21 protein-coding genes are annotated in these 25,527 nt (G+C 53.1%); 8 read left to right on the top strand and 13 right to left on the bottom strand.

Going from position 1 to position 25,527, the window contains the following annotated elements:
* Together ATG98_RS05755 and ATG98_RS05750 are read right to left on the bottom strand one after the other, a co-directional pair.
* Nucleotides 1-1,203: an ABC transporter permease gene (locus tag ATG98_RS05755; protein ID WP_228706025.1), complete on the bottom strand. Its 1,203-nt coding sequence runs from the start codon at nt 1,201-1,203 to the stop codon at nt 1-3.
* Between the two features lie 5 nt (nt 1,204-1,208).
* A complete protein-coding gene (locus ATG98_RS05750) occupies nt 1,209-2,075 on the bottom strand; it encodes an ABC transporter substrate-binding protein (protein WP_098421747.1) in 867 nt (288 codons plus the stop codon).
* 435 nt (nt 2,076-2,510) lie between these two features.
* On the opposite strand from ATG98_RS05750, the gene ATG98_RS05745 reads away from it, so the two are divergent.
* Nucleotides 2,511-3,026, top strand: coding sequence for a CIA30 family protein (locus ATG98_RS05745; protein WP_098419873.1), 516 nt, complete (start codon nt 2,511-2,513; stop codon nt 3,024-3,026).
* 11 nt (nt 3,027-3,037) lie between these two features.
* Here the strand turns inward: ATG98_RS05745 and ATG98_RS05740 are convergent, their stop codons facing one another.
* Together ATG98_RS05740 and ATG98_RS05735 are read right to left on the bottom strand one after the other, a co-directional pair.
* A complete protein-coding gene (locus ATG98_RS05740) occupies nt 3,038-4,162 on the bottom strand; it encodes a PQQ-dependent sugar dehydrogenase (RefSeq protein WP_098422366.1) in 1,125 nt (374 codons plus the stop codon).
* Between the two features lie 32 nt (nt 4,163-4,194).
* Complete coding sequence (locus tag ATG98_RS05735) at nt 4,195-4,641, bottom strand: YaiI/YqxD family protein (protein WP_098422365.1); 447 nt, start codon at nt 4,639-4,641, stop codon at nt 4,195-4,197.
* Nucleotides 4,642-4,912: 271 nt separating this feature from the next.
* Here ATG98_RS05735 and ATG98_RS05730 point away from each other — a divergent pair, with 271 nt between their 5' ends.
* The 4 genes from ATG98_RS05730 (at nt 4,913) to ATG98_RS05715 (ending at nt 9,472) form a co-directional block, all read left to right on the top strand.
* Nucleotides 4,913-5,617, top strand: coding sequence for a tellurite resistance TerB family protein (locus ATG98_RS05730; RefSeq protein WP_098422364.1), 705 nt, complete (start codon nt 4,913-4,915; stop codon nt 5,615-5,617).
* 264 nt (nt 5,618-5,881) lie between these two features.
* Nucleotides 5,882-6,952: an RNA-guided endonuclease InsQ/TnpB family protein gene (locus ATG98_RS05725; RefSeq protein WP_228706253.1), complete on the top strand. Its 1,071-nt coding sequence runs from the start codon at nt 5,882-5,884 to the stop codon at nt 6,950-6,952.
* Between the two features lie 63 nt (nt 6,953-7,015).
* The gene (locus tag ATG98_RS05720; RefSeq protein ID WP_228706252.1) at nt 7,016-7,969 is read left to right on the top strand and encodes a putative bifunctional diguanylate cyclase/phosphodiesterase; all 954 of its coding nucleotides are present in this window, start codon (nt 7,016-7,018) and stop codon (nt 7,967-7,969) included.
* A gap of 444 nt (nt 7,970-8,413) precedes the next feature.
* Complete coding sequence (locus tag ATG98_RS05715; protein ID WP_098422363.1) at nt 8,414-9,472, top strand: AraC family transcriptional regulator; 1,059 nt, start codon at nt 8,414-8,416, stop codon at nt 9,470-9,472.
* 233 nt (nt 9,473-9,705) lie between these two features.
* On the opposite strand, the gene ATG98_RS05710 is transcribed toward ATG98_RS05715, so the two are convergent.
* Both ATG98_RS05710 and ATG98_RS05705 read right to left on the bottom strand, forming a co-directional pair.
* On the bottom strand, nt 9,706-10,791 hold the full coding sequence (locus ATG98_RS05710) for an HD domain-containing phosphohydrolase (RefSeq protein WP_098419866.1): 1,086 nt from the start codon (nt 10,789-10,791) through the stop codon (nt 9,706-9,708).
* Between the two features lie 7 nt (nt 10,792-10,798).
* The gene (locus ATG98_RS05705; protein WP_228706251.1) at nt 10,799-13,495 is read right to left on the bottom strand and encodes an ATP-binding protein; all 2,697 of its coding nucleotides are present in this window, start codon (nt 13,493-13,495) and stop codon (nt 10,799-10,801) included.
* Between the two features lie 29 nt (nt 13,496-13,524).
* Here ATG98_RS05705 and ATG98_RS05700 point away from each other — a divergent pair, with 29 nt between their 5' ends.
* Nucleotides 13,525-14,850 (top strand): RNA-guided endonuclease InsQ/TnpB family protein, encoded by a 1,326-nt coding sequence (locus tag ATG98_RS05700; protein ID WP_098419864.1) that lies wholly within the window; start codon nt 13,525-13,527, stop codon nt 14,848-14,850.
* A 21-nt stretch (nt 14,851-14,871) separates the two neighbouring features.
* On the opposite strand, the gene ATG98_RS05695 is transcribed toward ATG98_RS05700, so the two are convergent.
* From ATG98_RS05695 to ATG98_RS05670, 7 genes are all read right to left on the bottom strand, one after another.
* On the bottom strand, nt 14,872-15,777 hold the full coding sequence (locus tag ATG98_RS05695) for a PAS domain-containing protein (RefSeq protein WP_218925838.1): 906 nt from the start codon (nt 15,775-15,777) through the stop codon (nt 14,872-14,874).
* A gap of 263 nt (nt 15,778-16,040) precedes the next feature.
* Nucleotides 16,041-17,639, bottom strand: coding sequence for a methyl-accepting chemotaxis protein (locus ATG98_RS05690; RefSeq protein WP_098422360.1), 1,599 nt, complete (start codon nt 17,637-17,639; stop codon nt 16,041-16,043).
* 535 nt (nt 17,640-18,174) lie between these two features.
* Entirely contained in the window at nt 18,175-18,327 is a 153-nt protein-coding gene (locus tag ATG98_RS21800; protein ID WP_179888057.1) for a hypothetical protein, read from the bottom strand.
* Nucleotides 18,328-18,400: 73 nt separating this feature from the next.
* Entirely contained in the window at nt 18,401-19,672 is a 1,272-nt protein-coding gene (locus ATG98_RS05685) for an aspartate aminotransferase family protein (protein ID WP_098422359.1), read from the bottom strand.
* 30 nt (nt 19,673-19,702) lie between these two features.
* Nucleotides 19,703-21,148 (bottom strand): NAD-dependent succinate-semialdehyde dehydrogenase, encoded by a 1,446-nt coding sequence (locus tag ATG98_RS05680; RefSeq protein ID WP_098422358.1) that lies wholly within the window; start codon nt 21,146-21,148, stop codon nt 19,703-19,705.
* 45 nt (nt 21,149-21,193) lie between these two features.
* Nucleotides 21,194-22,417, bottom strand: coding sequence for a CaiB/BaiF CoA transferase family protein (locus ATG98_RS05675; protein ID WP_098422357.1), 1,224 nt, complete (start codon nt 22,415-22,417; stop codon nt 21,194-21,196).
* A 24-nt stretch (nt 22,418-22,441) separates the two neighbouring features.
* Nucleotides 22,442-23,620: an acyl-CoA dehydrogenase gene (locus tag ATG98_RS05670; RefSeq protein ID WP_098422356.1), complete on the bottom strand. Its 1,179-nt coding sequence runs from the start codon at nt 23,618-23,620 to the stop codon at nt 22,442-22,444.
* 350 nt (nt 23,621-23,970) lie between these two features.
* Here ATG98_RS05670 and dctP point away from each other — a divergent pair, with 350 nt between their 5' ends.
* Both dctP and ATG98_RS05660 read left to right on the top strand, forming a co-directional pair.
* Nucleotides 23,971-24,990: a TRAP transporter substrate-binding protein DctP gene (gene dctP, locus ATG98_RS05665; RefSeq protein ID WP_098422355.1), complete on the top strand. Its 1,020-nt coding sequence runs from the start codon at nt 23,971-23,973 to the stop codon at nt 24,988-24,990.
* Nucleotides 24,983-25,519 (top strand): TRAP transporter small permease subunit, encoded by a 537-nt coding sequence (locus ATG98_RS05660; RefSeq protein ID WP_098419856.1) that lies wholly within the window; start codon nt 24,983-24,985, stop codon nt 25,517-25,519. The genes dctP and ATG98_RS05660 overlap by 8 nt, the downstream gene beginning before the upstream one ends.
* The last annotated feature ends 8 nt before the right edge of the window (nt 25,520-25,527 follow it).

The following is a 25,527-nucleotide window of genomic DNA, read 5'->3' as shown; positions in this document are numbered from 1 at the left end:
TCAGTGCGCCGGGTTTGACGGCTTCAGCGCGCTGGCTAGCAGCGACAAGGCGGCATCGGCCACCAGCGCCAGCATCACCGTGGGAAGGGCGCCCAGCAGTACCAGATCCATAGCAGCCTGGCCCAGACCCTGGAAAATAAAAGTACCAAAGCCGCCAGCGCCTACCAGTGCCGCAACCGCGGTCAGGCCGATGGCTTGCACTGTGGTAATGCGCACGCCTTCGATCATCACCGGCAGCGCCAGTGGCAGCTTGAGTTTGAAAAACAGCTGGCGTTCCGACATGCCCATGCCGCGGCCCGCGTTTAACAGCGTGGGTGCAATGCCGCAAAGCGCCACGTAGTTGTTGCGCACCATGGGTAGCAGGCTGTAGGCCACCAGCGCCAGGGCGGCCGGCGCCCAGCCAATCCCGTGAATGCCAAGTTCCTGCAGCAGCGGAAAGTGGTTCGAAAGCGCGCTCAGCGGCGCAATTAGCAAACCAAACACCGCCAGGCTGGGAATGGTTTGCATAAAGCTCACCAGCGCCAGAACCGGCCGCCGCCAACCGGGGCTGGCGAGCATTTTCAGGGTGAGTCCGAATGCAATAACCAGGCTACAGGCGACAGCGCCGAAGGCAAGTGCCAGATGCGTGCCGAGGGCCGCAAAGAACTGTTCGGGACGCGCCTGAAACTCCCTCACCAGCGACAAGCTGGCAAGGCCGTCGGCGCTGAACATGATCGACCAGGCACCCACAATGGCGGCCAGCAGCAGCAGCCGTGTCAGGCGGCTGCTGCCGAGGCGGTCCAGCACTTCCAGCAGCATCAGGGATAGTAGGAAAAGCAGGCACCAAAACGCCGCGCCGATCGACGTGCGCGCGTAAGGTGCGTTCGAGGGTAGATGCTGAGCAGCGAATACGCTCAGTAATACGGGTAGCCAGGCGAGTGACAGAGCCAGCAGTGCGGCCAGCCAGGCAAAGCGGCGGGGCAGTGGCAACAGCGCCAGTAGTATGGCGCCCAGAAGCCCCAGGGTAATCGCAAGAGCACCGCTACCGCCCAGAGCTGCCATTAAGCCGAAGCCTTCGCCCGGCACAATACGATTAGGCTGGATGCTGCCCAGATTCAGAGTCCACACCAGCACCAAGGCCAATGCAGCCAACACCGGAATGACCCGGTTTGGGCGGGCGTTCGTGGTGCCGGCGACCGAGCCGATAGCGTTATCCAGGGTCACCCCGATCAGTTCCCGCTAAGGGCATCCAGGTATTGCCTGGCAACGGTTTGAGCTGGCGCGCCATTCACCGCAACCTGGCCATTCAGGCGGCGCAGGGTTGCCAGATCCAGCGATTCAAACACCGGCTTTAACACGGTGGCGATGTTCGGGTGAGCGGCCAATACCTCCGCTCGCACAATGGCCGCCGGCTGGTATACCGGCTGCACGCCGCGGGTATCGGTTAGCACTTTCAGATCCAGCGCGTCCAGGCCACCATCGGTGCCGTAGGCCATGGCGCCGTTAACCTGATTGTTGTTGAGCGCCGCCGCCCGCAGGGTAGCCGCAGTGTTTCCACCAGACAGCACCAGCAGTTGGTCAGCGGTCAGGGTAAAGCCGTAAGCCGCCTGAAACGCAGGCAGGGCACTGGCCGATTCAACAAACTCGGCGCTGGCGGCGAACTTGAAGCGGCCCCCGTTGTTCACATAGTCTGCCAGGTCATCCAGGGTTGTCAGCTGATGCTCCCGCGCCAGATCACCGCGTACGCTCATGGCCCAGGTGTTGTTGGCGTTGGCGGGGGTTAGCCAGACAATATTGTGCGCGTCTTGGTCCAGTTTGCTGGCCTGAGCATAGGCGGTGTCGGCATTTTTCCAGACGTCGCTGTCGGCCTGATTGTGAAAAAAGGCAGCATTGCCGGTGTATTCCGGATAGATGTCAATTTCACCCGCCTTGATGGCGTTGCGGACGATACTGGTGCCCCCCAGTTGTATTCGGCTTTCAACCGGGATGCCGGCTTGTTCCAGACTTTGAAAGATCAACTGGCCCAATACAGCGCCCTCGGTATCAATTTTTGAGGAAACCACGACCGGATCAGCCGCCAGGGCTGGCCCGGCCATGAAGACCGTTATCAGAGCGAGCAGGCGAATAAAACGGATGTTATTGAACACAATTGATCCTCATAATTAGATAGCGAGTGACATCAGAGCGATGGCTCTGTTGCGGGGTTTATGAATTCGACCATGGCTTCTGGCGTGGTTGTCTAGCCACTGATTAGAGCCAAGAGCTTTGTCCCAGATGCTTTCTTCGGTGCCGAAGTGATCTCCGGGTAGTCGCCCTGAGCGACTAAGGCGGGCATGGCGTATGCCCGTGTCGGTACTAACAAAATAACGGTGCACAACTGAATAATGTACGCTGATAGAAAACTTTAATACGAGTGTACTGCAACGGATCATAATGCACGCCATCAAGCCTGAAAAATTATTAGCGTTTAGGGTGGCGGATATAAATGTCTGTTTTGCGTTTTAGTGATCTTTCTTAAGGGAGCGTGCTCAATGAATACAAATGTAGACCGTGGCACTATTTTAGTCGACTTTTCCGTGACCTCGCCCGCGCCCGAGTGGTACGCGGTTAACGATGGCGTGATGGGTGGCGAATCCCGCGGTGGACCCGCAATTGTGGATGGCCGGCTGGTTTTCTCCGGACAGATATCGCTGGAGAACAACGGTGGTTTTTCGTCAGTGAAAAGCAGCGGCCATCAGTTTGACCTGAGTGCCTGCCATTCGCTGCGTCTGCGGCTGAAAGGCGATGGGCGCAGTTACCAGCTCAGACTTTATACCGACGCCCGTTATGGCCATTCACCCATCGCCTATACCGCCGAGTTCCCGACACTCGCAGGCGAGTGGACGGAGCCGGTTATACCGATCGCCCTGTTGAGCCCGCATTTTCGTGGCCGCGCGCTTTCCGGCCCACCTCTGGATGTTGAACATGTAGAAGCCATGGGCTTGCTACTGGGCGACAAGCGCGCGGGTGCGTTCGAGTTGCGGGTTGAGTGGATCAGGGCGGAATAAGCCTACCCACACTATTGTGTGGGTACCATACGGTAAAGCTTGCCCTGTGGGGCGTCGCTCAGCAGCCACAAAGCGCCATCAGGGCCAACCCGAACATCGCGGAGGCGTTCGTTCAGATCGGTCAGCAAGTCTTCCTCCTCAATCACTTTGTCATTTCCGTTTGTCCCTAGTCGTACCAGTTTGCGCAGTTTCAATGCGCCCACAAACACATCGCCCTGCCATTGTGGAAACAGGCCGCCGCTGTAAAGTGCCATACCTGACGGTGCGATGGACGGATCCCAATAGTGCAACGGCTGGGCCATGCCTTCTTTATGGGTATCCGAAGTGATCGGCAGCCCCGAATAGCCGATACCGTAGGTAATTTCCGGCCAGCCGTAATTGGTGCCGGCTTGCAGGATGTTCACTTCATCGCCGCCGCGGGGGCCGTGTTCGTGGGTCCAGATTTCGCCGGTCTGTGGGTGAACGGTCATACCCTGAATATTGCGGTTGCCCCAGGTGTAGAACGTGTCACGGATAGCGGAGCTTCCCAAACCTGGATTGCCCGGTGCAGGTTCGCCGTCGATGGTAATGCGATGCACACCGCCGGCGTCATCGCGGGTTTCTTGAGCGCGATCCTTTTCACCACGATCGCCCACGGCGATGTAAAGATAGCCGCTGCTGTCAAAAGCCATACGGCCGCCAAAGTGGCGTGTGCCGTTCGAGCGGGGTAGGGCTTCGAAGATGACCTTAAGGTCTTTGAGTTCGTTGTCATCCAGTACCGCTCTTGCAACCCGCGTGGTCATTCCCTCAGGCGAGCCATGGGCATAGCTAAGAAACAGGGTGTTGTTGCTGGCAAAATCCGGGTGCAGTGTTACGTCAAATAATCCGCCCTGGCCGGATGCGGCCACCTCGGGTACACCTTGAATGGCCTTCGCCGCCAGCGCGCTGTTTTGGACTATTCGCAATCTTCCGGGCCGCTCGGTGACCAGAGCCGAGCCGTCTGGCAGAAACGCCAGGCTCCAGGGATGCTCCAGCCCCTCTGCGATGGTTTCAAGCTGAAAGGGGCCTGCGTCAGACGGGAAGGTCTGGCTGAACGCCAGCGGCAGAACCCCGACCAGTAAGGCAAAACCGATCACAGCTTGCTGTAAAACCCACATAAAAGTCTCCTGTTTCGGTCTTCGACCAGCAACTACCGATTACGTTGCAGCCAGCGGTCCAGTTTGTCGGCAAATTCTTTGCGGTCGCTCTGGCCGAAGGGCGCCGGGCCGCCGGTAACCTGGCCGGCGTTGCGCATCTCTTCCATAAAATTACGCATCGCCAGGCGTTGGCGAATATTCTCTTTGGTAAATGCCTGGCCTCTAGGGTTGAACACATCTGCACCCTTTTCAATGGCTTCTGCGGCCAGGGGGATATCTTGTGTGATTACCAGATCCCCGGCTTTGAGCTGATCCATAATTTCGTTATCCGCCACGTCAAACCCCTGCATCACTTGGCGGGTGTGAATAAACGGCCCCGGCGGTAAAGGAACAACGTGATTGGCAATAAACGTGGTGTCTACCCTCCAGCGTGCTGCCGCGCGACAGATAATCTCGCGAATGGGCACCGGGCAGGCGTCGGCATCAACCCAGATGGACATGGCAGGCTCCTGAGTGTGTGAAGGTTATGGGTGAGTGGTTTAAATAGATCGCCAAATTTATTCTAATCCGAGGAAGATCACTTTGCAGGAAAATAAACCTGTTCCGAATTTTCGTCTGAAAAACCGTGTGGTTGCAGGAACGTCTGCGTCCGCTGACAGTCTTATAGGGTTAGCGAGGCCTGGACTCTGGCGATTAACAGTGCGGGCGGCAGTTTACGTGAATCGGTTATCTGTGCAATTACATCAATAGTTATCACTGGGGCTTATTACCATGGTTGATATGAATAAACTTTTGGGATCGTTTCTTGGTAGCGGTGCTGGGACCGGTTTTGCCGGTGGGTTGGCCGGCGGTTTTGCGAGCAAAATGATAACCGGGAAATCTGTCAAAAAACTTGGGTCGGGGGCCCTTAAGCTCGGCGGTGTTGCAGCGGTTGCAGCGGTTGCAGCGGTTGGAGCGTTGGCCTATACCGCATACCAGCGTTACAACAATAGCCAGGGCGCAGCTGCGGCTGAAACCCAAGTTGTAAATGCTGCCGCGTTAAAATCGCCCCCTGCCGGATCTGCTTTTTTGCCCGCGGCAGATGATCAGGCAGCCAATGACAGGTTAGGCCTGATGCTGATACGCGCCATGATTGCGGCGGCCCGCGCAGACGGACGGATGGACGCACAAGAGAGCCAGGTTATTTTTCAGCGGATTGAATCCCTGGGGCTGGATAACGCAAGCCAGAATGTTCTGGTGCAGGAAATAGGGCACCCTGTTGATATGGACGCGATTGTTAACAGTGCCACTTGCCCGGAAGTAGCGTCAGAAATTTACATTGCCTCACTGCTGGCGATTGATGTAGATACCGCCGCTGAGAAATCTTACCTGGCCATGCTTGCGGCGCGCCTGCAATTACCGCCGCAGCTGGTTACAGAGCTGGACAACCAAGTGAGCGCCCTGAAACCAAAACATGCTCGATCCTGGGATATTTAACGAAATGAGCGGAATTCCAATTCAAAATCTCTGATTTAGTGTTGGATGGATAGCGTCTATTTGGATCGATCTTGGTTTTCGATGTGCACACGAATTGTGGCTTCTTTTCGTCGGTAAATTTCACTGTATAAATGATTGACACCAATTATTTCAAGTCCTAATATTATCAACATGAACAACGAGAAATCAACCCACATTCGCACCCAGAAAATCCTCATTCGAAAGCAGCATGAAGCGTTTCGCGGGGCCAGCGTTTGCACTTAGATTGTTGGCCAGAAATGGACCTCTTATTTTGCGGCTCTGCGGGCGTACAAGAAGATGCCTTCCAGCTTCAAGGCCAAGCCGAAGAAGCCCGGTTACGCCCACAAAGCAGCCACCGTCCACATTGGACGAAACGGCTTCAAGTTCGTTGACGGGACTCTGCACTTTGCCAGCGACGTGTTGCCACCGATCAAAACGCAGTTTCGGTTTTCACAAAAATGGAACGCGGCTGTCGGCGACACCGTTGCGCTTGAGGTCAGAATTGTACCCAAGGGCAACTGCTTCATTATCGAAATCGTTTACAACGAATCAAAGATTGTGGAGGCGGGTCGCTTCTGCCGTCTTCTCGACACATCCCGCAAGGCCGGGATCGATTTAGGCATCAACAATCTTATCGCACTCGCAACCGATCAGCCGGGCGTTCGCCCTGTTCTGATCAACGGTAAAGCGCTGAAATCGATCAATGCCTGGTACAACAAACGTGTGGCCAAACTTCGCTCCCAAGGCAAATACGCCCACATTCGCGCCGTGACCAACAAGCGCAATCGCCGGATAAAAGACCTGTTGCACAGGGCCTCCAGCAAGGTGATCGCGTGCTGCCTGGAGAACAATATTGGCACGCTGGTCATCGGTTACAACAAACACTGGAATCAGGAGGTCAATATTGGCCGTGTGAATAACCAGAAATTTGTCGGTATTCCGCATGCCATTCTGATCTCTCAAATCCAATACAAGTGCCAAGCTCTCGGCATCACCACCGTTATTCAGGAAGAGTCGTACACCTCCAAGGCATCCGCTCTGGACAACGACTTCATGCCGGTTTACGGCAACAATCCTGAAAACGTCGTACCACTATTCAGCGGAAAGCGAATCCGCCGAGGGCTGTATCAAAGCAAACACGGGATCATAAACGCCGACATTAACGGTGCTCTTAATATCCTGAGAAAAGCAACGGGTGAGGCCTTAGGGCTAGCCTGTAAGGGGTGCGTGTCCAACCCCATAATGATGGATCTGATACCACACAAATCCATCGTTATTAGAAGGGAAAATACTGCGCATCAGATCGCCGCGTAGTAGGTTTACCCAGATGCCAATTCAAAATCTTCGATTTAGTGTTGGTAGTTCACTGATAACGAAATATACAGCGGTTGCAGTATCGGGATTTCACTGTTCCCCGGGGACGGCAGTGAGGTGGATGATTTGATAAAGCGCGCCGATGCCGCCATGTATCAGGCCAAAGAACAGGGGCGCAACAATTACCAGTTTTATTCCGCTGCCTACAACCTTGCGGCGCTCGAACACATATCGCTGGAAGGCAGGCTAAGGCGCGCATTAAAAAACAACGAGCTGGCACTTTATTATCAGCCGCTGGTACAGGCCAGAACAGGCAAAATCGTTGGGCTTGAGGCCCTGCTGCGCTGGAATGATCCGCTTGAGGGCATTATTCCGCCCGACCGGTTTATTCCTGTTGCCGAGGAAAGCGGTTTAATCCTGCCGCTGGGTGAGTGGGTTCTGCGTGAGGCGGGGCGTCAACTGAGCACATGGCATGCCGCGGGGCTCACGAATGCCAGTGTTTCCGTCAATGTCTCTGCCATACAGTTACAGCGCCAAGACCTTGCCACGATTGTCGACCAGGTATTGACGGATAACGGGCTTCGCCCCTGGCAGCTGGAGCTGGAAATTACAGAAACCGCTCTGATGAGAATTCGGCCGGAGGTCATCGGCGATTTGAATGCAATGCGTCAAAAAGGGATCACTATTTCACTGGATGATTTTGGTACCGGCTACTCTTCTTTGAGCCTTTTGCAGGAATTGCCCATAGGCAAACTCAAAATCGATAAAAGCTTCGTGCGAGACATGCTGGTAGACCCGAAGGATGCAGCCATCGTCTCGGCTGTGTTGTTTATAGCAAAAAGCCTGGGCTTGAGTTCAACCGCCGAGGGTGTCGAAACGCCCGAGCAGGCTGCTCGCCTGGCGGAGGAAGGGTGTGATCAACTTCAGGGTTATTTGCTGTGCCGGCCGTTGCCAGTGGCGGAGATGACGGAATTCTTGAAGGGCAGAAAAACCATTGAACTCCCCAAACCACACTGAAACAGCATTGAAGTGGTCAAGCACTTAATCTAAATCTCCAGAGTAATTCCGAGCCGATCGGAAGGCCTCATACTGGCCTCATTTTAAGCAAAGGCAGGCTAGGTAAGCTTTTGTAAAATAGCTCTATTCGTGATTTTTGATTAGACAGCAAGGCTGACTGAACTGGCATGTAGTGGCTAATAAAATTGATTCATATCAAATAGAACGCCAGGGATACCTGAGAAAATTACGTAGTGAAAAGGGACCCATACCGTTTTGAAAGTTTGCTTCTGACGATTCATGAGCAAGGAGAGATTTAAACGCGATCTTGTCTCACTATGTCGGGTTTTGTGTGGCTCCCAACCCGCGCGGCTAGGTGAAGAGTCACATCCGTAAGTGTGACTTTCTGTAAAGTTTCGAGCTGCATACAAAGTAGTATGCATATTAGCCGGAGGATCAAAAGAAATGTGTGTCTGCAATGCCCCAGACTTTTTGCTTGAACACTACCTTCGCACCACAACTAAAAAACCGCGAAACTGGTTGTCAGCGCTTCAGTTGTTGACTGGCTGTTCACGACTGTCTCAAGAGGTGAACGTGTCACCCGCCGGCGAAGCCGATTTTGATTCGCGCCTGTCATTTCTCGAGGCGGGAGACATTAACGTATGTGGTATCTATCTTCGTTCCGCGTCCAGTGTCGTCGGTTGCAATGCTGGCCGAACGGCGATCATTATGCCTGCATACGGAAGCGTTGATTTTGAGGTTGAAGGCGTGCATTTTCACAGCGTCCCCGGGGTTCCCTGTGTACTCAAACCAGACGCAGAGTTTCGAGCCCGACTGTCATCGGAGGCTCATCTTTTTATTGTTCAGATTAGCCACTCAGCTTGGAAATACGCGAACGGATTGCTGGAAAACGCTGACTTTGAACTGGCAAAAATACTCGTAAGTTATTTGCGTGAGACTCCTTTTTTTCGGGATCATCACCATGCAATGGAACGAACCCGGTGGCTTGAGGAAATCTTGAACCGGTATCTGGCTGGCGAAAGTTCGGTGGCTGCAACGGTTAAGAATAAGATCCTGATTGGAGAGGATCGAAGGTTGTGTACTGCCATTGAACAGATCAATGACCGATTAGCCACAGACATTGAGCTGGAAACCATCGCCCGAGATTCGGGTATGAGCCTGAGAAATTTCTATTACCTCATGAAAAAACGTACAGGGATGACACCGTATAGTTACTGCCAGTCACGCCGATTGATCAAGGCAAGAGAGTCCCTGATCCGCTTCCATCGCGAGGACCCGGTAGTTGCAAATCATGCGCTGAAGTGGGGGTTTAATCATGCGGGTCGCTTTTCATCGTATTATTTCGACCATTTCGGTGAGTATCCCAGTGACACCATCCACGGCATCAAGCTATTGGAACGGCATTCTGAACAAGTAGTTTCAACCGATACCGGCGCTGCGGGACAAAGCACTGTGTGGTATACCTCCAGGACTTCTTCCGCGCAAGAAGTATTGGCGGGCTAGCCTTATCCCATGAGGCGTTTCACCGGTTCGCTGAAAAACCCTCAACGTGCTGTTTGTGAACGGTTCTCGAATGCTCTGGTGTCGAGTGTCTAATGAAGTGCCTTTCAACCGTGTCACAGTGGTAAGAACAATGTCGGTTGCTCTCGGATTGACACTGACAATCGTCCGGTTCTGATTGATGAGAATGACTGCATCGGGAATCGCATTGATCATCCAGATCAGGTTTTCGGAAGTCATTGGCATAAGTGGTCCGGCTGGTCCTGATAGACATCGATGATTTTTACAAAGCTGGCAACATCGGCCAGGAACAGGTCAACCAACTCCGGATCAAAGTGTGTCCCTCGGTTTTCCCGGACCAATTCCACTGCATCTTCTACCGGCCAGGCTTTCTTGTAGGGGCGTGCCGACGTCAACGCATCGAATACGTCGGCCAGTGCGGCAATTCTTCCGGAGAGAGGAATATCTTCACCTCGTAGTCCGCCTGGATAGCCACTCCCGTCCCACTTTTCGTGGTGATTAAGGGCAATCTCTCGGGCCAGTACCAGAAGCTCGCTGTTATTGCCCTCCAGCAGCCGTCCGCCGATTTTGGGATGAGTTTTCATGGTTTGCCATTCCTGCGGGTCCAGCGTTCCGGGCTTCAACAGGATAGCGTCGGGAATGCCAATTTTACCGATGTCATGCATCGGGCTGGCTTGCAGGATCAAGTCGCATTGCTCTTCAGACCAGCCCGCTTTACTGGCAAGAAGGGCGCACATCTTGCTCATTCTTATAATGTGATTCCCCGTTTCCTCATCCCGCCACTCCGCCGCATGTCCAAGCCGTCGAATGATTTCCAGTCTGCTCTCGCGTAATTCCTGTGTGCGCTCTTCCACCAATATTTCCAGGTGAACTTTCTGGTTGTGCACCAGCCGATGGGCAGTATGCGCATCCAGAGAATTGTGAACGCGCATTAGCAACTCCCGGCGATCAAATGGCTTGCTGATAAAGTCCCTGGCTCCGGCTTCCAGAGCGCGAAGCAGATAGTCCTGCTGATTCTGGGCTGTCAGGATAATAATGGGAGGCACGATGGGATCACCCAAGTCACCTAGCTGCTTCATAACTTGATATCCGTCGACGCCTGGCATATTCAGATCCAGAAGAATCAGTGAAGGACGATGCTCGTGGTAGGCTGGAATAACTTGGCGCGGATCGCTGATCAACGTCAGATTGGTGTAGCCTGCAAACGTGAGGATTTTGTCCAAAAGCTTCAGGTTTGCCGGTTCGTCATCGACAATAAAAATGCTTTGTTGGTGAAGATTTATTTCTAAAAAGGCGGACATGAGTCGGTTATCCCAAGTATTTTTTAAACGTGTTCGTTAATTCTGCAATATTGATCGGCTTAGTCAGATAGTCATCAAAACCGGCGTTTTTCCCTCTCCGAACTTCACAGTGCATGGCGCTTGCCGTCAGGGCGATAACAGGGGCATTGTTCGGAGGAGCCTGTGTCTCTAACTTATGTAGTATTGTGTAGCCATTCATATCCGGCAGATTGATATCGAGAAGAATGAGGTCGGGTTGACAGGTTCTTGCCAGGTTTAACCCTTCTTCGGCGGTGGTCGCAGAAATCAGAGAAAAATCGGGTTGCCGCTGGACAATTCTTTCAACAAGCTTCAAGTTCGCCGGATTATCCTCAATATAGAGAATGGACTTGTTTTTGGTGACCGTTTGCTCGCCAGATAGAGTTTTGCTTTGGCCGGAATTGATTGATGGCTCGGCGTTAGTGCTCGTATGCCCTTGCTCAACCGGCAGGCGGATCCAGAATGTAGAGCCTTCGCCAACGACACTTGTGAGCCCAATGCTGCCCCCCATCAACTCGACGAGCCGGTGGGTCAGTGATAGCCCTATGCCAGTACCTTCGATGTGGCTAAGTTCTGCACCCAAGCGGTTGAACGGCTGGAACAGTTCAGGTATTCGGGACTCCGGGATGCCAGGACCAGTGTCTGTAACCCGAATATCGACCCAGGCAGTTCCGTGGGGTTTCGCCTCGATCAGGATGCTACCTTCACTTCTATTGTATTTGACGGCATTGGAGAGAAGATTCAACAACGCCTGTTTCAAGCGGGTCCAGTCGGCGGTGACCCGGAGGTTTGCCATGTTGCTGATAGAAATCTGGATACCACGTTTTTCAGCGGATAGCCTGATCAACATGAGCGCTTCGTCAATGATTGCGCGCACGTGTATGGTTTCGAGTGATAGATCCAGTTTACCCGACTCTATCCTTGCAAGATCCAGTACCTCGTTGATAAGCGCGAGCAGGTGGTTACTAGCGGACAGGATTTCGTTGGCGCTGTCCTGTTGGTCTTCATTCAGCGCTGCATCGCTTTCAAGTAGCTGGCCAAAGCCCAGGATGGCATTTAATGGCGTGCGCAATTCATGGCTCATGCTGGAGAGGAATTCGGATTTTGCCCGGTTTGCCTGGTCTGCCCTCTGTTTTTCTCGAACCAAGCTCTTGCGATTGTTGCCCTCCATATCAATCATGCGCTGAGAGTTGATGATCACGCCGTAAGTTGTGGTAAAGGGCTGTAAAAAACTGATCAGTGACTGGTCGTAACCGGAATCACGATTTGCAATGGCGAAAACCCCGACCAGGTCGGAGCCGACCAGGATTGGCACGCTGAGAAACGTCCTTATTTCGGGGTGCCCTTCCGGGAGCCCCGCGAACAGTTCCACTGACCGAGTTTCGTCGACACTCACAACTTTCTTGTTTCGGATTAACTCGCCCATGACGTTATCTAGGCCGGGAAGCTCGAATCTATCTGTTCCAACCCGGCTGCACATTTCTTCCGAGGGCAAACTCCAAGGGAGATTGGTAATGGATTGGACCCGAAGATAGGGAGCTTCCTCTCCGTCCTGAAGTACCTCGGCCAGAAAGCCAAATTCGCTGTTGGTCAGCTCCAGCAGGCTCTCCAGCATGGTGTCAAGGGTGGCTCGAAATTTTCCCTCACGAATGAACGTGGTGAGGGACTCATGAAGCATGTTCAACAGGCTGGCTTGGTTGGCCAGTTGCTGCTCCGCTTCATGAACTTGCGTTACGTCCTCAACAACACTTAGCATTTGTTTTGCAGTGCCATCATCGCTCCGGACTACCGCCCCCGTTTCCAGAAGCCATCTCACCGTGCCGTCGGGCCATACCGCTCGATGCTCAACCCGATAGGGCTCGTCATATTCAATCGCGGCTGCTATTCCGGCCTCAACGTCTGCGCGGTCATCAGGATGAACAGCGGCCATAAAGTTTGCATAGGATGTTTCCAAGCCTCCTTCAGGGTAACCGAAAAGTACTGGAATGATTTCTGTCCAGACCATTTCGTTTGTTTCAAGGTTCCACTCCCAGGTACCAATGTTTGCAAACGCCTGGGCTTTATGAAGCCTCTCCCTATCCTGTTCCTGATCGAACTCGGAGAGCCAGCGGGCCAATGAATGGGAAATAACACTGCCAAGTATATCGATCAAACCTTGATCGCAGAAAGCGTCAGTCAGGGTACTCTGCCGTGCGAGGAGTTCTAGTGATCCAAGTGCTGTCTGATCTTTCCATAGTTGAGTTTCAATTTTATCGCCGTCAACTCTCGGACTTCGGCCTTCAGTTGTGTCAAAGCTTGTAATTGAAAGGGGAGTATCATTACTGGAGCCGCCCGTAAATTGTCGCCAGTTCGCAACAAGTGAATCGTTCTGGCGAAGCCTTATGGATACATGATGAATGCCAAGAAACCCGCAAAGGGGTTGCAGCGCGGACTGGAGTGTTTCTGGGGCACTTGCCCAGTGGCCGGAAAGAGCGTGAGCGCTGGCCTCGCTGACCAGTCTTGCAAGCTGGCCGTGCAGTTTCACTCGGTGTTCAGCCGTTTTAACGAAATGAGCGGAATTCCAATTCAAAATCTCTGATTTAGTGTTGGATGGATAGCGTCTATTTGGATCGATCTTGGTTTTCGATGTGCACACGAATTGTGGCTTCTTTTCGTCGGTAAATTTCACTGTATAAATGATTGACACCAATTATTTCAAGTCCTAATATTATCAACATGAACAACGAGAAATCAACCCACATTCGCACCCAGCAAATCCTCATTCGAAAGAATCATGAGGCGTTTCGCGGGGCCAGCGTTTGCACTCAGATTGTTCGCCGAATTAAGAACGCCACCTCTTATCTGATGCAGCACCATCCGGACGGCAAAGATCAGAGACTGTCGCATCGCGACGCTGATAAATGGCTGAAGAGAAACAACTCGGAACTGTACACCAAGCTTCCATCAGCCATCGCCCAGCGAAGCACTCAGATTGTCGGCCAGGAATGGACCTCTTATTTTGCGGCTCTGCGGGCGTACAAGAAGACGCCTTCCAACTTCAAGTCCAAGCCGAAGAAACCCGGTTACGCCCACAAAGCGGCCACCGTGCACATCGGCCGAAACGGTTTCAAGTTTGTCGACGGCACGTTGTATTTTGCCAGCGACGTGTTGCCACCGATCAAAACGCAGTTTCGGTTTTCACAAAAATGGAACGCGGCTGTCGGCGACACCGTTGCGCTTGAGGTCAGAATTGTACCCAAGGGCAACTGCTTCATTATCGAAATCGTTTACAACGAATCAAAGATTGTGGAGGCGGGTCGCTTCTGCCGTCTTCTCGACACATCCCGCAAGGCCGGGATCGATTTAGGCATCAACAATCTTATCGCACTCGCAACCGATCAGCCGGGCGTTCGCCCTGTTCTGATCAACGGTAAAGCGCTGAAATCGATCAATGCCTGGTACAACAAACGTGTGGCCAAACTTCGCTCCCAAGGCAAATACGCCCACATTCGCGCCGTGACCAACAAACGCAATCGCCGGATAAAAGACCTGTTGCACAGAGCGTCCAGCAAGGTGATCGCTTATTGCCTGGAGAACAACATCGGGACGTTGGTCATCGGTTATAACAAACACTGGAAGCAAGAGGTCAACATTGGCCGCGTGAACAACCAGAAATTTGTCGGTATTCCGCATGCCACCCTGATGTCTCAAATCCAATATAAGTGCCACGGGCTGGGCATCACCACCGTTATTCAGGAAGAGTCGTACACTTCCAAAGCCTCCGCTTTGGATAATGACTTCCTGCCGGTTTACGGTGAAAAACCCAAAAACGTCTTACCACTATTCAGCGGAAAGCGAATCCGCCGAGGGCTGTATCAAAGCAAACACGGGATCATAAACGCCGACATTAACGGTGCTCTTAATATCCTGAGAAAAGCAACGGGTGAGGCCTTAGGGCTAGCCTGTAAGGGGTGCGTGTCCAACCCCATAATGATGGATTTGATACCACACAAATCCATCGTTATTAGAAGGGAAAATACTGCGCATCAGATCGCCGCGTAGTAGGTTTACCCAGATGCCAATTCAAAATCTTCGATTTAGTGTTGGTAGTTCACCGTGGGTGATGTTTTTGCGAATAGCAATGTACTTGTACGGGCGCTGCCTACTGTCCAGAAAGGGGACGATCGTTGATGAGACCCAATAGAGACTGCCGTCTTTAGCGCGGTTGCAGATCTCACCCTTCCAGATTTCGCCCCGGGATATCGTTTTCCACAGGTCTCTGTAAAAATCGGGTGAATGACAGCCGGATTTTAGAAGGCGGTGATTCTGGCCGAGCAGTTCTGTCTCAGAATATTGGCTGGTGTCACAAAAATGTCGGTTAACTTCGGTAATTTGCCCTGCGCTGTCAGCCATACTGACTATGGCGTGATGGTTCAGTGCAAAGTGTTCCTGTTCTCGTTTGTGCAGGATGTCATAGATTCGCCCACCCGATGTTGCTTGCCCGACCTGTTGATGTGTCAACTCATGGATAAGCCTGGGCAGCTCGGCATTAGTTGCGTAGTGGATGTTGGTTCCAGTCAGGCTCAGGAAGTCCCTAGCTTCGCTATCGGTAATGTCGTCGGTCGTGAAAATAACGGGTATGCCCGAGCTATCCGGGAAAAAACGGAGCAATTTAGAAAGTTTATGATAGCTCATTAAGTCGCTGTAATGGCTTATAACGATGACATCGGAATCGCGCTTTCTGAGCAAGTCGAATGCCGCCTGAATAGAGCCTGCTTGCAATGACTCAATAGACCGGGTGGAAAAATGTTCCCGGATTACCTCATAGGTTGCTTGCCGGTCTTCAACAATCAGGGCGGTTCTGGCCATCAGTGAGTGAGAAATGCCCAGCTCCTGACAGGTACTGGCCAGCATTCGGGATGTGAGCGGTTTGACCAGAAAGCGTCTGGCTCCCGCTGCCATTACCGCGCTGGCTAATTCGGTTGTCATCGATTTTCCGACAACTATGATCTGGGCGCCGGCCATTCCGCCATTGGCGTACAGTTGGGTTATTACGTCTATCAAGGGCAGCGCTTCGGAACCGTCGGCATCAATAAGCCAGATATCGGGTGGCTTCGTCGCTTCGAGGGGAGCCGTTATCGATGAGAACCGACAGTTGAAATCTGAGGAAAGCAGGGAGTCCCGCTGCCGTTTCAACCAGCTTTCCGTTTCTGTACTCCCGACAATCCCGATGTCAATCATTCGGCCAACCATCAGGCGCTGTTGCGCCCTCTCAGCCGGGAAACCAATCCACCAACTTCACCGATCTGTCGTTTCAATTCGTGCATGGACTCCTGAGCCTCCTTGACCACCATCATTGCCGTTTCACCCAGGTCATTAATGCTGACAATTTTTCCGGAAATTTCGCCGGAGGCGTTGTGTTGTTGCTCTGCCGCAACCGATGTGCCGTCACAGGCTTCGGAGATACGCTCTATAAAGGTAACAAGCTCCGACAAGGTGCTCTCGGAACTGATGGCATTGTCGACCGTCCTTTGTGCATAGCTGTCACAACGCCCCATGGCCTGGGTCGCATTGGAAACAGTCTCGTGAAAGCGGCCGAGGGTGGCATTGATCTGTTCAGTTGTCGTTTTGGTTCGCAACGCGAGGCTGCGAACTTCGTCTGCGACTACGGCAAAGCCTCGGCCGGCATCCCCGGCCCTGGCCGCTTCAATCGACGCATTGAGAGCCAAAAGGTTGGTTTGTTCAGTGATGTCACCAATTATACTCAGCGCCTGACTGACCCCCTTGCTGGCCTCGGTAAGTTGCCCGACAGCATGCGATGCCTCGGTAAGCTCCTTGGATAGGGCGTCCATACTGTGGCGGGTTTCCCGGGTCAGAGCCTGTCCGCTGGCAACGCGCTCGCTGGCCAATCGAACTTGCTCGAGCATACCGGTTGCATTGCTGGCAACCTCTTTAGATGTGGCAGACATCTGCTCGCTTGCTGAGGCAATGGTATCGGTTGCTGTAGCCTGTTCGCGAACCGCAGAATGAGCATCGTTACTCCGGGAAATAGTGTTCTCAGCGCCGCTGTTAAGCTTGCCGATAACGTCGTCCATACGTTTAACAACGGCATCAAGCTCGGCGCGCTGCTGGGCAATCACCAGGTCAAGACTGCCGATATCGTCTACACGACCCGTAAAGATTTTCTCGGCTACCGTATCGTTAATCATGCCCCTGGCTCTTTGAACACATCTCTTCAGTGGGCTGGTAAAGCCGCTAATGGCGGCTGCGCTGACAACAGAGGCGGCAACCCATACACCAAAGGCGGAGTACCAGGTTTCCATAAAATACTGGGCAGCCCCTGCGCCACCCATAATGACAGCCATGGCGAGAATCAGTTTAAGTTGCAGGGGCATTGCTCTGCGGAGCTTGGGCGCCACCACTGGGCCTTTGGTGGCCTGAGTCTTGCGCAGGGTGGCATAAAGTTTTTCTGCCCGTGCCTCTGCTGCAGGTGATAGCTGCGAGCGAATGGATTGCAGCTCAAGAATCTCGCCGTTTTTCCCAGTAACGGGTATTGCATATGCTTGAACCCAGTAATGGTCACCGTTCTTACACCGGTTTTTAACCGCACCAAGCCAGGTGTTCCCTGATTTTAACCGGCGCCACATTTCTTCATAAGCCGCCCTGGGCATATCGGGGTGGCGAATAATGTTGTGCGGTTGCCCAATCAATTCTTCCCGCGAGAATCCACTGATATCGATAAATTCGTCGTTAATGTGGGTGATCTGCCCTTTCGGGTTGGTGGTAGACAGAATGTTCGCGCCAAAACTGACAGGCACACTTCGATGGGTGACAGGGTGGTTCACGCGCACGTTTGCATCTCTCTTATAACGAAGTTTGAAGAATTATTGTTAGCTTCACTTACGAGCATGAGCATGCATCAGTTTGTTATTTCAGGAAACAAAGGAGCTTTCTGAATAACTTTATGTTTTTTATTTTCTCTTCTTTAGGGTTATGATTAAAAAGGGAAAGTTATTTTTTTTCAAGATTTCCGGGCGTTTTCTGGGTTTTTTTCTGCAGAATTCGGATAGTAATGAGGTATTTTGTGCAGAATTCGGATAAGTGGTTTCAAAAGAAATTTAAGTGTTATATCGGGGAGATTCTGGTTGCAGGATCAGCAGGGCATTAGTAAATAAGTGTTCGACTATCGCACTTTGTCAGAGGGCGGGCACTCCCCAATGATTAGTAGGAAAATAATCTCGATTTCAAAATCTTTAGGCCGAACCGAGGAGTATGCCGGCAACAACGAGGCTTCAGGGGCGCTGATTGTTCAGGTCTGGCGCATAAGTAACGCTGTTAAGCTTCGCCTTTGTCCAGTTCGCGCTTGTTGTCTCTGGCAGTAAAACCCTAACCAACGGCCGCCAGTAACATCAAGCCTGTGATAATTGGCGAGACATCGCCGAAGCTGACCACTGCGCCAATGAAAGAAGCTACGGACAGCACCGCCGAGATCTTCCATGAGTAAACACTGGTGCCACTCCCTCTTTCAGACATGCTCATGTTTTGCCTCCGGGAAATGTCTCTATTATAGCCGGATAGTTAACGCTGGAATAGCTTGTATAGGTGCGAGAGCTTAAGCCGCAAGCTCCGCAAGACATGCCTCAACGATTGCTAGGCCCTCTTCGAGTACCTCATCTTCAATGGTGACCGGCATCAGGAAACGAAGCGTGTTGCCGTAAAAGCCACAGGCAATAAGGATCAATCCCTTCTCGCGCGCCAGCTTGCACATGGCCGCCGTCAGTTCCGCGTTTGGTTTATGATCTGCTGTGACCAGATCGAAGGCCGCCATAGAACCCAAGTGACGCACATTCTCAACGCTGGCAAACTGCTCCTGCCATTGTGTGAAGCGCTGCCCAAGCTTCTCGCCCAGAGCCATGCTTCGCGCCAGAATGTTTTCTTCTTCAAACACCTCAAGCACGGCCAATACGGCTGCGCAGGATGCGGGGCTGCCAGAGTAGGTTCCGCCCAGCGAGTTTGGGCCAGAGGCATCCATGTACTTGTCAGTACCCACAATCGCAGAAATAGGCATGCCTGCTGCCATGCTTTTTGCCATTGTTATCAGGTCGGGCTGTACGCCGCTGTGTTCAATGGCGAACATTTTACCGGTACGGCCAAAACCGGACTGAACTTCATCAACGATCATCAGCATGCCGTGCTCATCGCAGATTTCGCGAATCGCTTTGAGGAAGCTCGCTGGTGCGGGATGGAAACCACCTTCGCCCAGAACCGGTTCAATAACGATCGCGGCTGTGTCGCGTGGGTTAGCATCGGTCTTTAGCGTTGTGTGCAATCTGCGAATCGCTTCTTCTTCGCTGACGCCAAGAGACGGCACCGGGTAGGGCGCACGGAACACGTTACCCGGCATGGTGCCAAAATCGCCGGCATAGGGAGCCACTTTACCGTTCATTGCCATCGTAAAAAGCGTGCGGCCGTGGTATCCGCCGTCAAAGCAGATGACGTTGTTTTTACCTGTCGCTGCCCGCGCAATCTTGACCGCATTCTCCAGAGCTTCCGCACCGGAGTTCACCAGCATCACTTTGCCGTGGCCGCGCACCGGAGCCAGCTGGCTCAGTTTCTCGGCAACTTGTACATACCCGGCGTAGGGAATCACGATCTGACACGTGTGCATCAGGTTTGCTACCTGGGCCTGTACCGCCGCCACAACTTTCGGGTGGCAATGGCCAATGTTTAATACCCCGATACCACCGGCGAAGTCGATAATGCGATTGCCATCCACATCCCAAATCACAGAATTCTCTGCCCGATCCGCAAACTGTGTGGCGGGGCTGGCCGCGCCGTTGGCTACATACTTCTGTTTCAATTCGTTCAATTGTGCGTTATTCATCAAATTTTCCCTATCAGTCGGGAGCAATGCTTAGAGGCCGCCCACACACACGTATTTCAGTTCAGTAAACTCGTCTAATCCGTGGCGGGAACCTTCACGGCCGAGCCCTGACTCTTTCACCCCGCCAAAAGGCGCCAGCTCCGTTGACAGAATACCCTCATTCACGGCCACCATGCCGTACTCCAGCCCTTCCATAACGTGCCAGATACGCCGGTAATCTTTTGCGTAAAAGTAAGCGGCCAGACCAGAGTTTGTGGCATTCGCCATAGCGATGGCCTGTTCGTCGGTGTCAAAGCGGAATACCGGTGCTAAAGGGCCGAAGGTCTCTTCTTGGGCCACACGCATGTCACTTGTCGCATCTGCAATGATGCTTGGCTCAAAGAAGGTGCCGCCCAGAGCATGGGCTTTGCCGCCGCATATTAAACGCCCGCCCTTTTCCAGTGCATCAGCAATATGTGCTTCGACTTTCTCAACCGCGGCTTGGTTGATCAGCGGCCCTTGCAAGACACCTGCGTCCAATCCATTGCCAACTTTTAGCTGTTTGACGCGTGCTGCAAGCTTTTCGATGAAGGCGTCATAAACGCCGGACTGAACCAGAAAACGGTTGGTACAGACGCAAGTCTGCCCGGAATTTCTGTACTTTGAAGCAATGGCACCTTCCACCGCAGCATCAAGATCGGCATCATCAAACACGATAAATGGCGCGTTGCCACCCAATTCCATGGACGCTTTTTTAACAGTACCCGCGCACTGGGCGAGTAACTTTTTGCCGACCGCCGTAGAACCTGTGAACGAAAATTTGCGTACGCGGGGATCGGTGGTCAAGACATCGCCTACGGCGGCCGGCTGGCTGGCCGTGATCACGTTAATGACGCCGGCAGGAAGCCCGGCAAGTTCCGCTAAACGAACAAGCGCCAAAGCTGTCAGGGGTGTCGCTTCTGCGGGTTTGATCACGACTGTGCAGCCTGCGGCTAACGCCGGGGCGCATTTGCGGGTAATCATCGCCAGCGGGAAGTTCCAGGGCGTTACCGCCGCTACAACGCCGATTGATTCGCGAAACACCAGAATGCGCTTATCAACACCGTGGCTTTGCAAGGTTTCTCCGGCCATACGCTTTGCTTCTTCAGCGTAGAACTCCACGAAGGAGGCCCCGTAGGCAACCTCACCCCGTGACTCCGCAATTGGCTTGCCTTGTTCCAAGGTCATCAGCCGGGCGAGGTCTTCCTGGTGAGCCATGATGGCTTCAAACCAGGCGCGCAAGAGGTTCGCTCGTTCTTTGGCGGTTCGCCGCTTCCAGTTCGGCCAGGCGGCTTCTGCCGCTGCTACGGCTTCAAGCGTTTCTTCGCGGCCTAAATCGGGTATTTCTGCCAATACCTTGTCATTGGCTGGGTTTGTGACAGAAAAATGCGTCTTCGCATCGCGCCACTCACCGCCAATAAAGGCTTTTGGTATTAAAATATCGGGCAAGGTTTCCATGGTCTTTTCCTTTGTCATTATTCAAGCCGGCAAACGCTTCGGGTGCTAAACCACGCCCTTTGTTTTTAGCGCGTCTATCTCACTGGCGGACTTTTGCAGCACACGCTCAAGCACTGCGTCGGTATCTTCCCCCAGCGCTGGCGGAGCTTTGTGGTATTCAAGCGTCGTTTTCGAGTACTTGATCGGATTGGCCACCCCTTTCACCGGGCCATGAGCGGAATCGAGTGTTATCTGCATTCCGCGCGCCTGGACTTGAGGATCATCGAATACCTGGGCGATATCCTGAATCGGGCCGCAGGGTACGCCAAACTCGTTGAGAAGCACTGTCCACTGTTTGAGCGTGCGTGTTTTAGTCACGTTCACCAACAGTTCAATGAGCTCAACGCGGTGTTTCACTCGTTCGGAGTTCGTTGCAAAACGCGCATCTTGGGCAAGCTCACTATGATTAATGATCTCGCAGAAGCGCTGAAATTGCCCATTATTTCCGATGGCAATAATGATCTGCTGGCCGTCAGAAGTGGGAAATGGCTGATAGGGGACAAGGTTGGGGTGGTAGTCACCGGTACGTACCGGGGGTTTGCCACTGCAGAAGTAGTTTTGCGCCTGATTGGCGAGCCAGCTCACCTGTACATCCAGTAGCGCTATATCAATATGCTGCCCTTCACCTGTTTGCGTCCGGTGGTGTAACGCGCCCAGTATGGCGATGGTGGCGTTCATGCCGGTGGTTAAATCCGCCACCGCCACACCAACGCGTTTGGGGCCTGCGCCAGGCTGGCCGTCTGCCGCCCCGGTAATGCTCATCAGTCCGCCCTGGGCCTGAATCAGGTAATCGTAACCCGGCATTTCTGCCATAGGCCCGGTGTGCCCGAAGCCTGTGATCGAGCAATAGATCAGGCCCGGGTTAAGTGCCGATAGCGTGGCGTAGTCCAACCCCTTCTTCGCAAGACCACCGCTTTTGAAGTTCTCGACCAGGATGTCGCTTTGGCAAGCGAGCTCGCGAATCAACTCCTGACCTTCAGGTTGGCTGATATCCACCGTTAGTGAGTGCTTACCGCGATTGGCCGCCAGGTAATAAGCAGACTCGCGGGTTTCGTGACCATCTTCGGCCTTGAGCCAAGGCGGCCCCCAGTGGCGCGTATCATCGCCGCTATCGGGCTTTTCGATCTTGATGACCTCGGCCCCCATGTCCGCCAGAATCTGGGTAGTCCATGGGCCAGCCAACACTCGGCTAAGATCAAGTACGCGCAACTTTGTTAAGGGACCTGCCATGGTGCACACCTTCCGTTAGAAAAATCAGAAAAAAGCTTGAATCCCGGTTTGAGCACGGCCCAGAATCAGCGCATGTATGTCATGGGTGCCTTCGTAGGTGTTCACCGACTCCAGGTTCACCATGTGGCGAATCACGCCGTACTCGTCGGAAACGCCGTTGCCGCCGTGCATGTCACGGGACTGACGAGCGATGTCCAGCGCCTTGCCACAGTTATTGCGCTTGATCAGCGACACCATCTCTGGTGCCCAGTTGCCGCTATCCATCAAGCGACCCACCTGCAACGCTGCCTGCAAGCCCAAGGTGATCTCGGTCTGCATGTCGGCGAGTTTTTTCTGAACCAATTGGTTAGCTGCCAATGGACGGCCAAACTGCTTGCGGTCCAGGGTGTACTGACGCGCTGCGTGCCAGCAGAATTCAGCCGTGCCCATTACGCCCCAAGCGATACCGAAGCGGGCTTTGTTCAGGCAACCAAACGGACCTTTCAGGCCGCTGACGTTCGGCAGCAAGTTCTCTTCTGGTACAAACGCATTATCCAGCACGATCTCGCCGGTAACCGATGCACGAAGAGACACTTTGCCTTCGATTTTCGGCGTGCTGAATCCTTTGGTGCCGCGTTCAACAATAAAGCCTTTAATCTGGTTGTCGTGGGCAGCGGATTTTGCCCATACCACTGCGATATCGGCAATCGGACTGTTGGTGATCCAGATTTTGGCGCCGGTGAGAGAATAGCCACCGTCCACTTTCACAGCACGGGTAATCATCGAGCCGGGGTCGGAGCCGTGGTCTGGTTCTGTCAGACCGAAACAGCCAACGAGTTCGCCGCTGGCAAGTTTGGGTAAGTACTTGTGCTTCTGGTCTTCCGAGCCATAAGCTTCGATGGGGTACATCACCAGCGATGACTGCACGCTCATGGCCGAACGGTAGCCGGAGTCAACGCGCTCAACTTCGCGCGCAATCAATCCATAAGAAACGTGATTAACGCCCGAACCACCGTATTCCGGTGATACCGTTGCACCCAGCAAGCCGAGTTCGCCCATCTCGCTCATGATCTCGCGGTCAAAACGTTCCTCGCGAAACGCTGACAGAACACGCGGTTGGAGTTTTTCCTGGCAGTAGTCATGGGCAGCGTCGCGAATCTGGCGCTCTTCATCGGTTAACTGCTGTTCCAGCAATAGCGGGTCGTCCCAATTAAAATGGCTCATCGTCAAAACTCCTAAACAGATAACGGCGGTGGGTGTGCAAAAAGCATCCAATCAAAATATCTACATTTTATCAAAACGTCAAAATATTTTTGCGTGCGCAAAACCGGCGTGAGCTCTTTACCATCAAGTGGACATGACACCGTCTGGTGCAAAGCTACAGAAAACAGGAATAGACTGTCTATAAAAGCGACTTATTCTAATGGCTAAATAATGTGGATATTTTTGGGATTCGTCGAAATTTTATGGCATGTTTAGTTTACAAGGGTCTACACTGAACCCACGCAACGTGTTCTGGATACCCCTGTGCATCGACAACAAACAACAACATTCTTTCCAAAAAGGTTCCTGTTATGAAGCTCTCAGTATTCGTGAAAAGCGTTCTTGCCACCTCCCTTGCGGTTTCCGTGCTTGCCAGCCAGGCGGCTTACGCTGAAACGATGCGTCTGCGTATGCATACGTTTTACGGCACAGAAGTTGACCAAATCGCCGCTGACTTAAGCGACCGCGTCAAAGAAGCCAGTGATGGTTCTCTCCAGATCCAGTTTTTCCGTGGCGGTGAACTGGTCGATAGTGATCAGTTTGTGGAAGCCGTTGCGCAGGGCAGCATCAGTATTGCTCACGGTGTGGGCAGCTATTGGCCGGGTACGGTGGGTATCGGCACCATTGAAGCCGGCTTACCAGGCGCCTGGGTGAGCGTGGAAGAAGCCCGCGATATTTTCGCCAACCAGGGGTTGGATAAAATAATTGCAGAAGCCTACGAAGAAAAAGGCGTCAAGCTGATCGGACGCGGCTTCGGCAGTGATTACGGCCTGGTGACGACTAAGCCGGTCACCAGCCTCGAAGATCTTGGCGATATGCGTATCCGAGCCACCAGTTCTATTGCCACGGTATTGCAGAAGTTTGATATTCCAACGGCCTTCATTCCAGGCGAAGAGCTTTATATCGCTCTTTCGACCGGCGTTATCGACGGCGCTGTTTATGGTGGCCCGGTCGAGTACGAGCAGCTGCGGATTAACGAGGTAGCCGGTTACTACACCGACCTGAATCTTCTCAATCCGGGCTGGACAGAAAACCTGCTTATTAACCCGGGTACCTGGGAGAAGATGAGCGACGAGCAACAGCAGATTCTTCAAACAGAGCTTGATCAATACCTGCTTGACGTCCACAACTGGCTGGAAGAAGGCAATCAGCGCCTTATCGACGAAGGCACGTTGTTTGAATTTGCCACTTTGTCAGAAGAAGATTCCCGTGATTTGGCAGAAGCGTCCCTTCCCATCTGGAGAGAAGAAGCTGCCCGCTCTGAGCGCAACGCCCGCGCCGTGGAAATCCTGATCCAGAACGCCAAAGCGAAAGGCCGCCTCAGTGAGTAAGATTACCCGCTATCTTCGTTTCCAGGATGGGCTTTCCGAATGGATCGGCCGAGCCACCTCCTGGCTGACGTTAGGTATCATCGGTGTACTGCTGTATGAAGTCGCTGCTCGCTATATTTTCAACGCCCCCACTGTGTGGGGGCACGAGCTGGCAACGATGTTTTTCGGCGCGCTGAGCATTATGGCCGGAAGTTACACGTTGCTTCATCGACAGCATGTGTGCAGCGACGTTATCTATCGTTTATTTCCATTGCGCGGGCAGGCCTTCTGCGACGTGATTGTGTACACGTTAGGCATTCTCGTTCTGGCCGTGTTTTTCAAAATGGCGGTTGAGTTCGCATACCGCTCATGGCTGATCGGCGAATACTCCAACAGCAGCATCTGGCGTCCATTGGTATGGCCTATTAAAGCAACAATCCCTGTTGCTGTCGGACTTCTGATCCTGCAGTCCATAGCAGAGCTTGTTCGTGCCTTAGTCCGCCTTTCGGGCGTGCCTTTTGACGATCCGAGAAGTGACACGAGCGAATAGTAAAGGCT

It is taken from the genome of Marinobacter sp. LV10R520-4 (assembly GCF_002563815.1).
Taxonomy (GTDB): domain Bacteria; phylum Pseudomonadota; class Gammaproteobacteria; order Pseudomonadales; family Oleiphilaceae; genus Marinobacter.
Note: the sequence above shows the minus strand (reverse complement) of the source record. Positions and strands in the feature narration are given on the sequence as shown.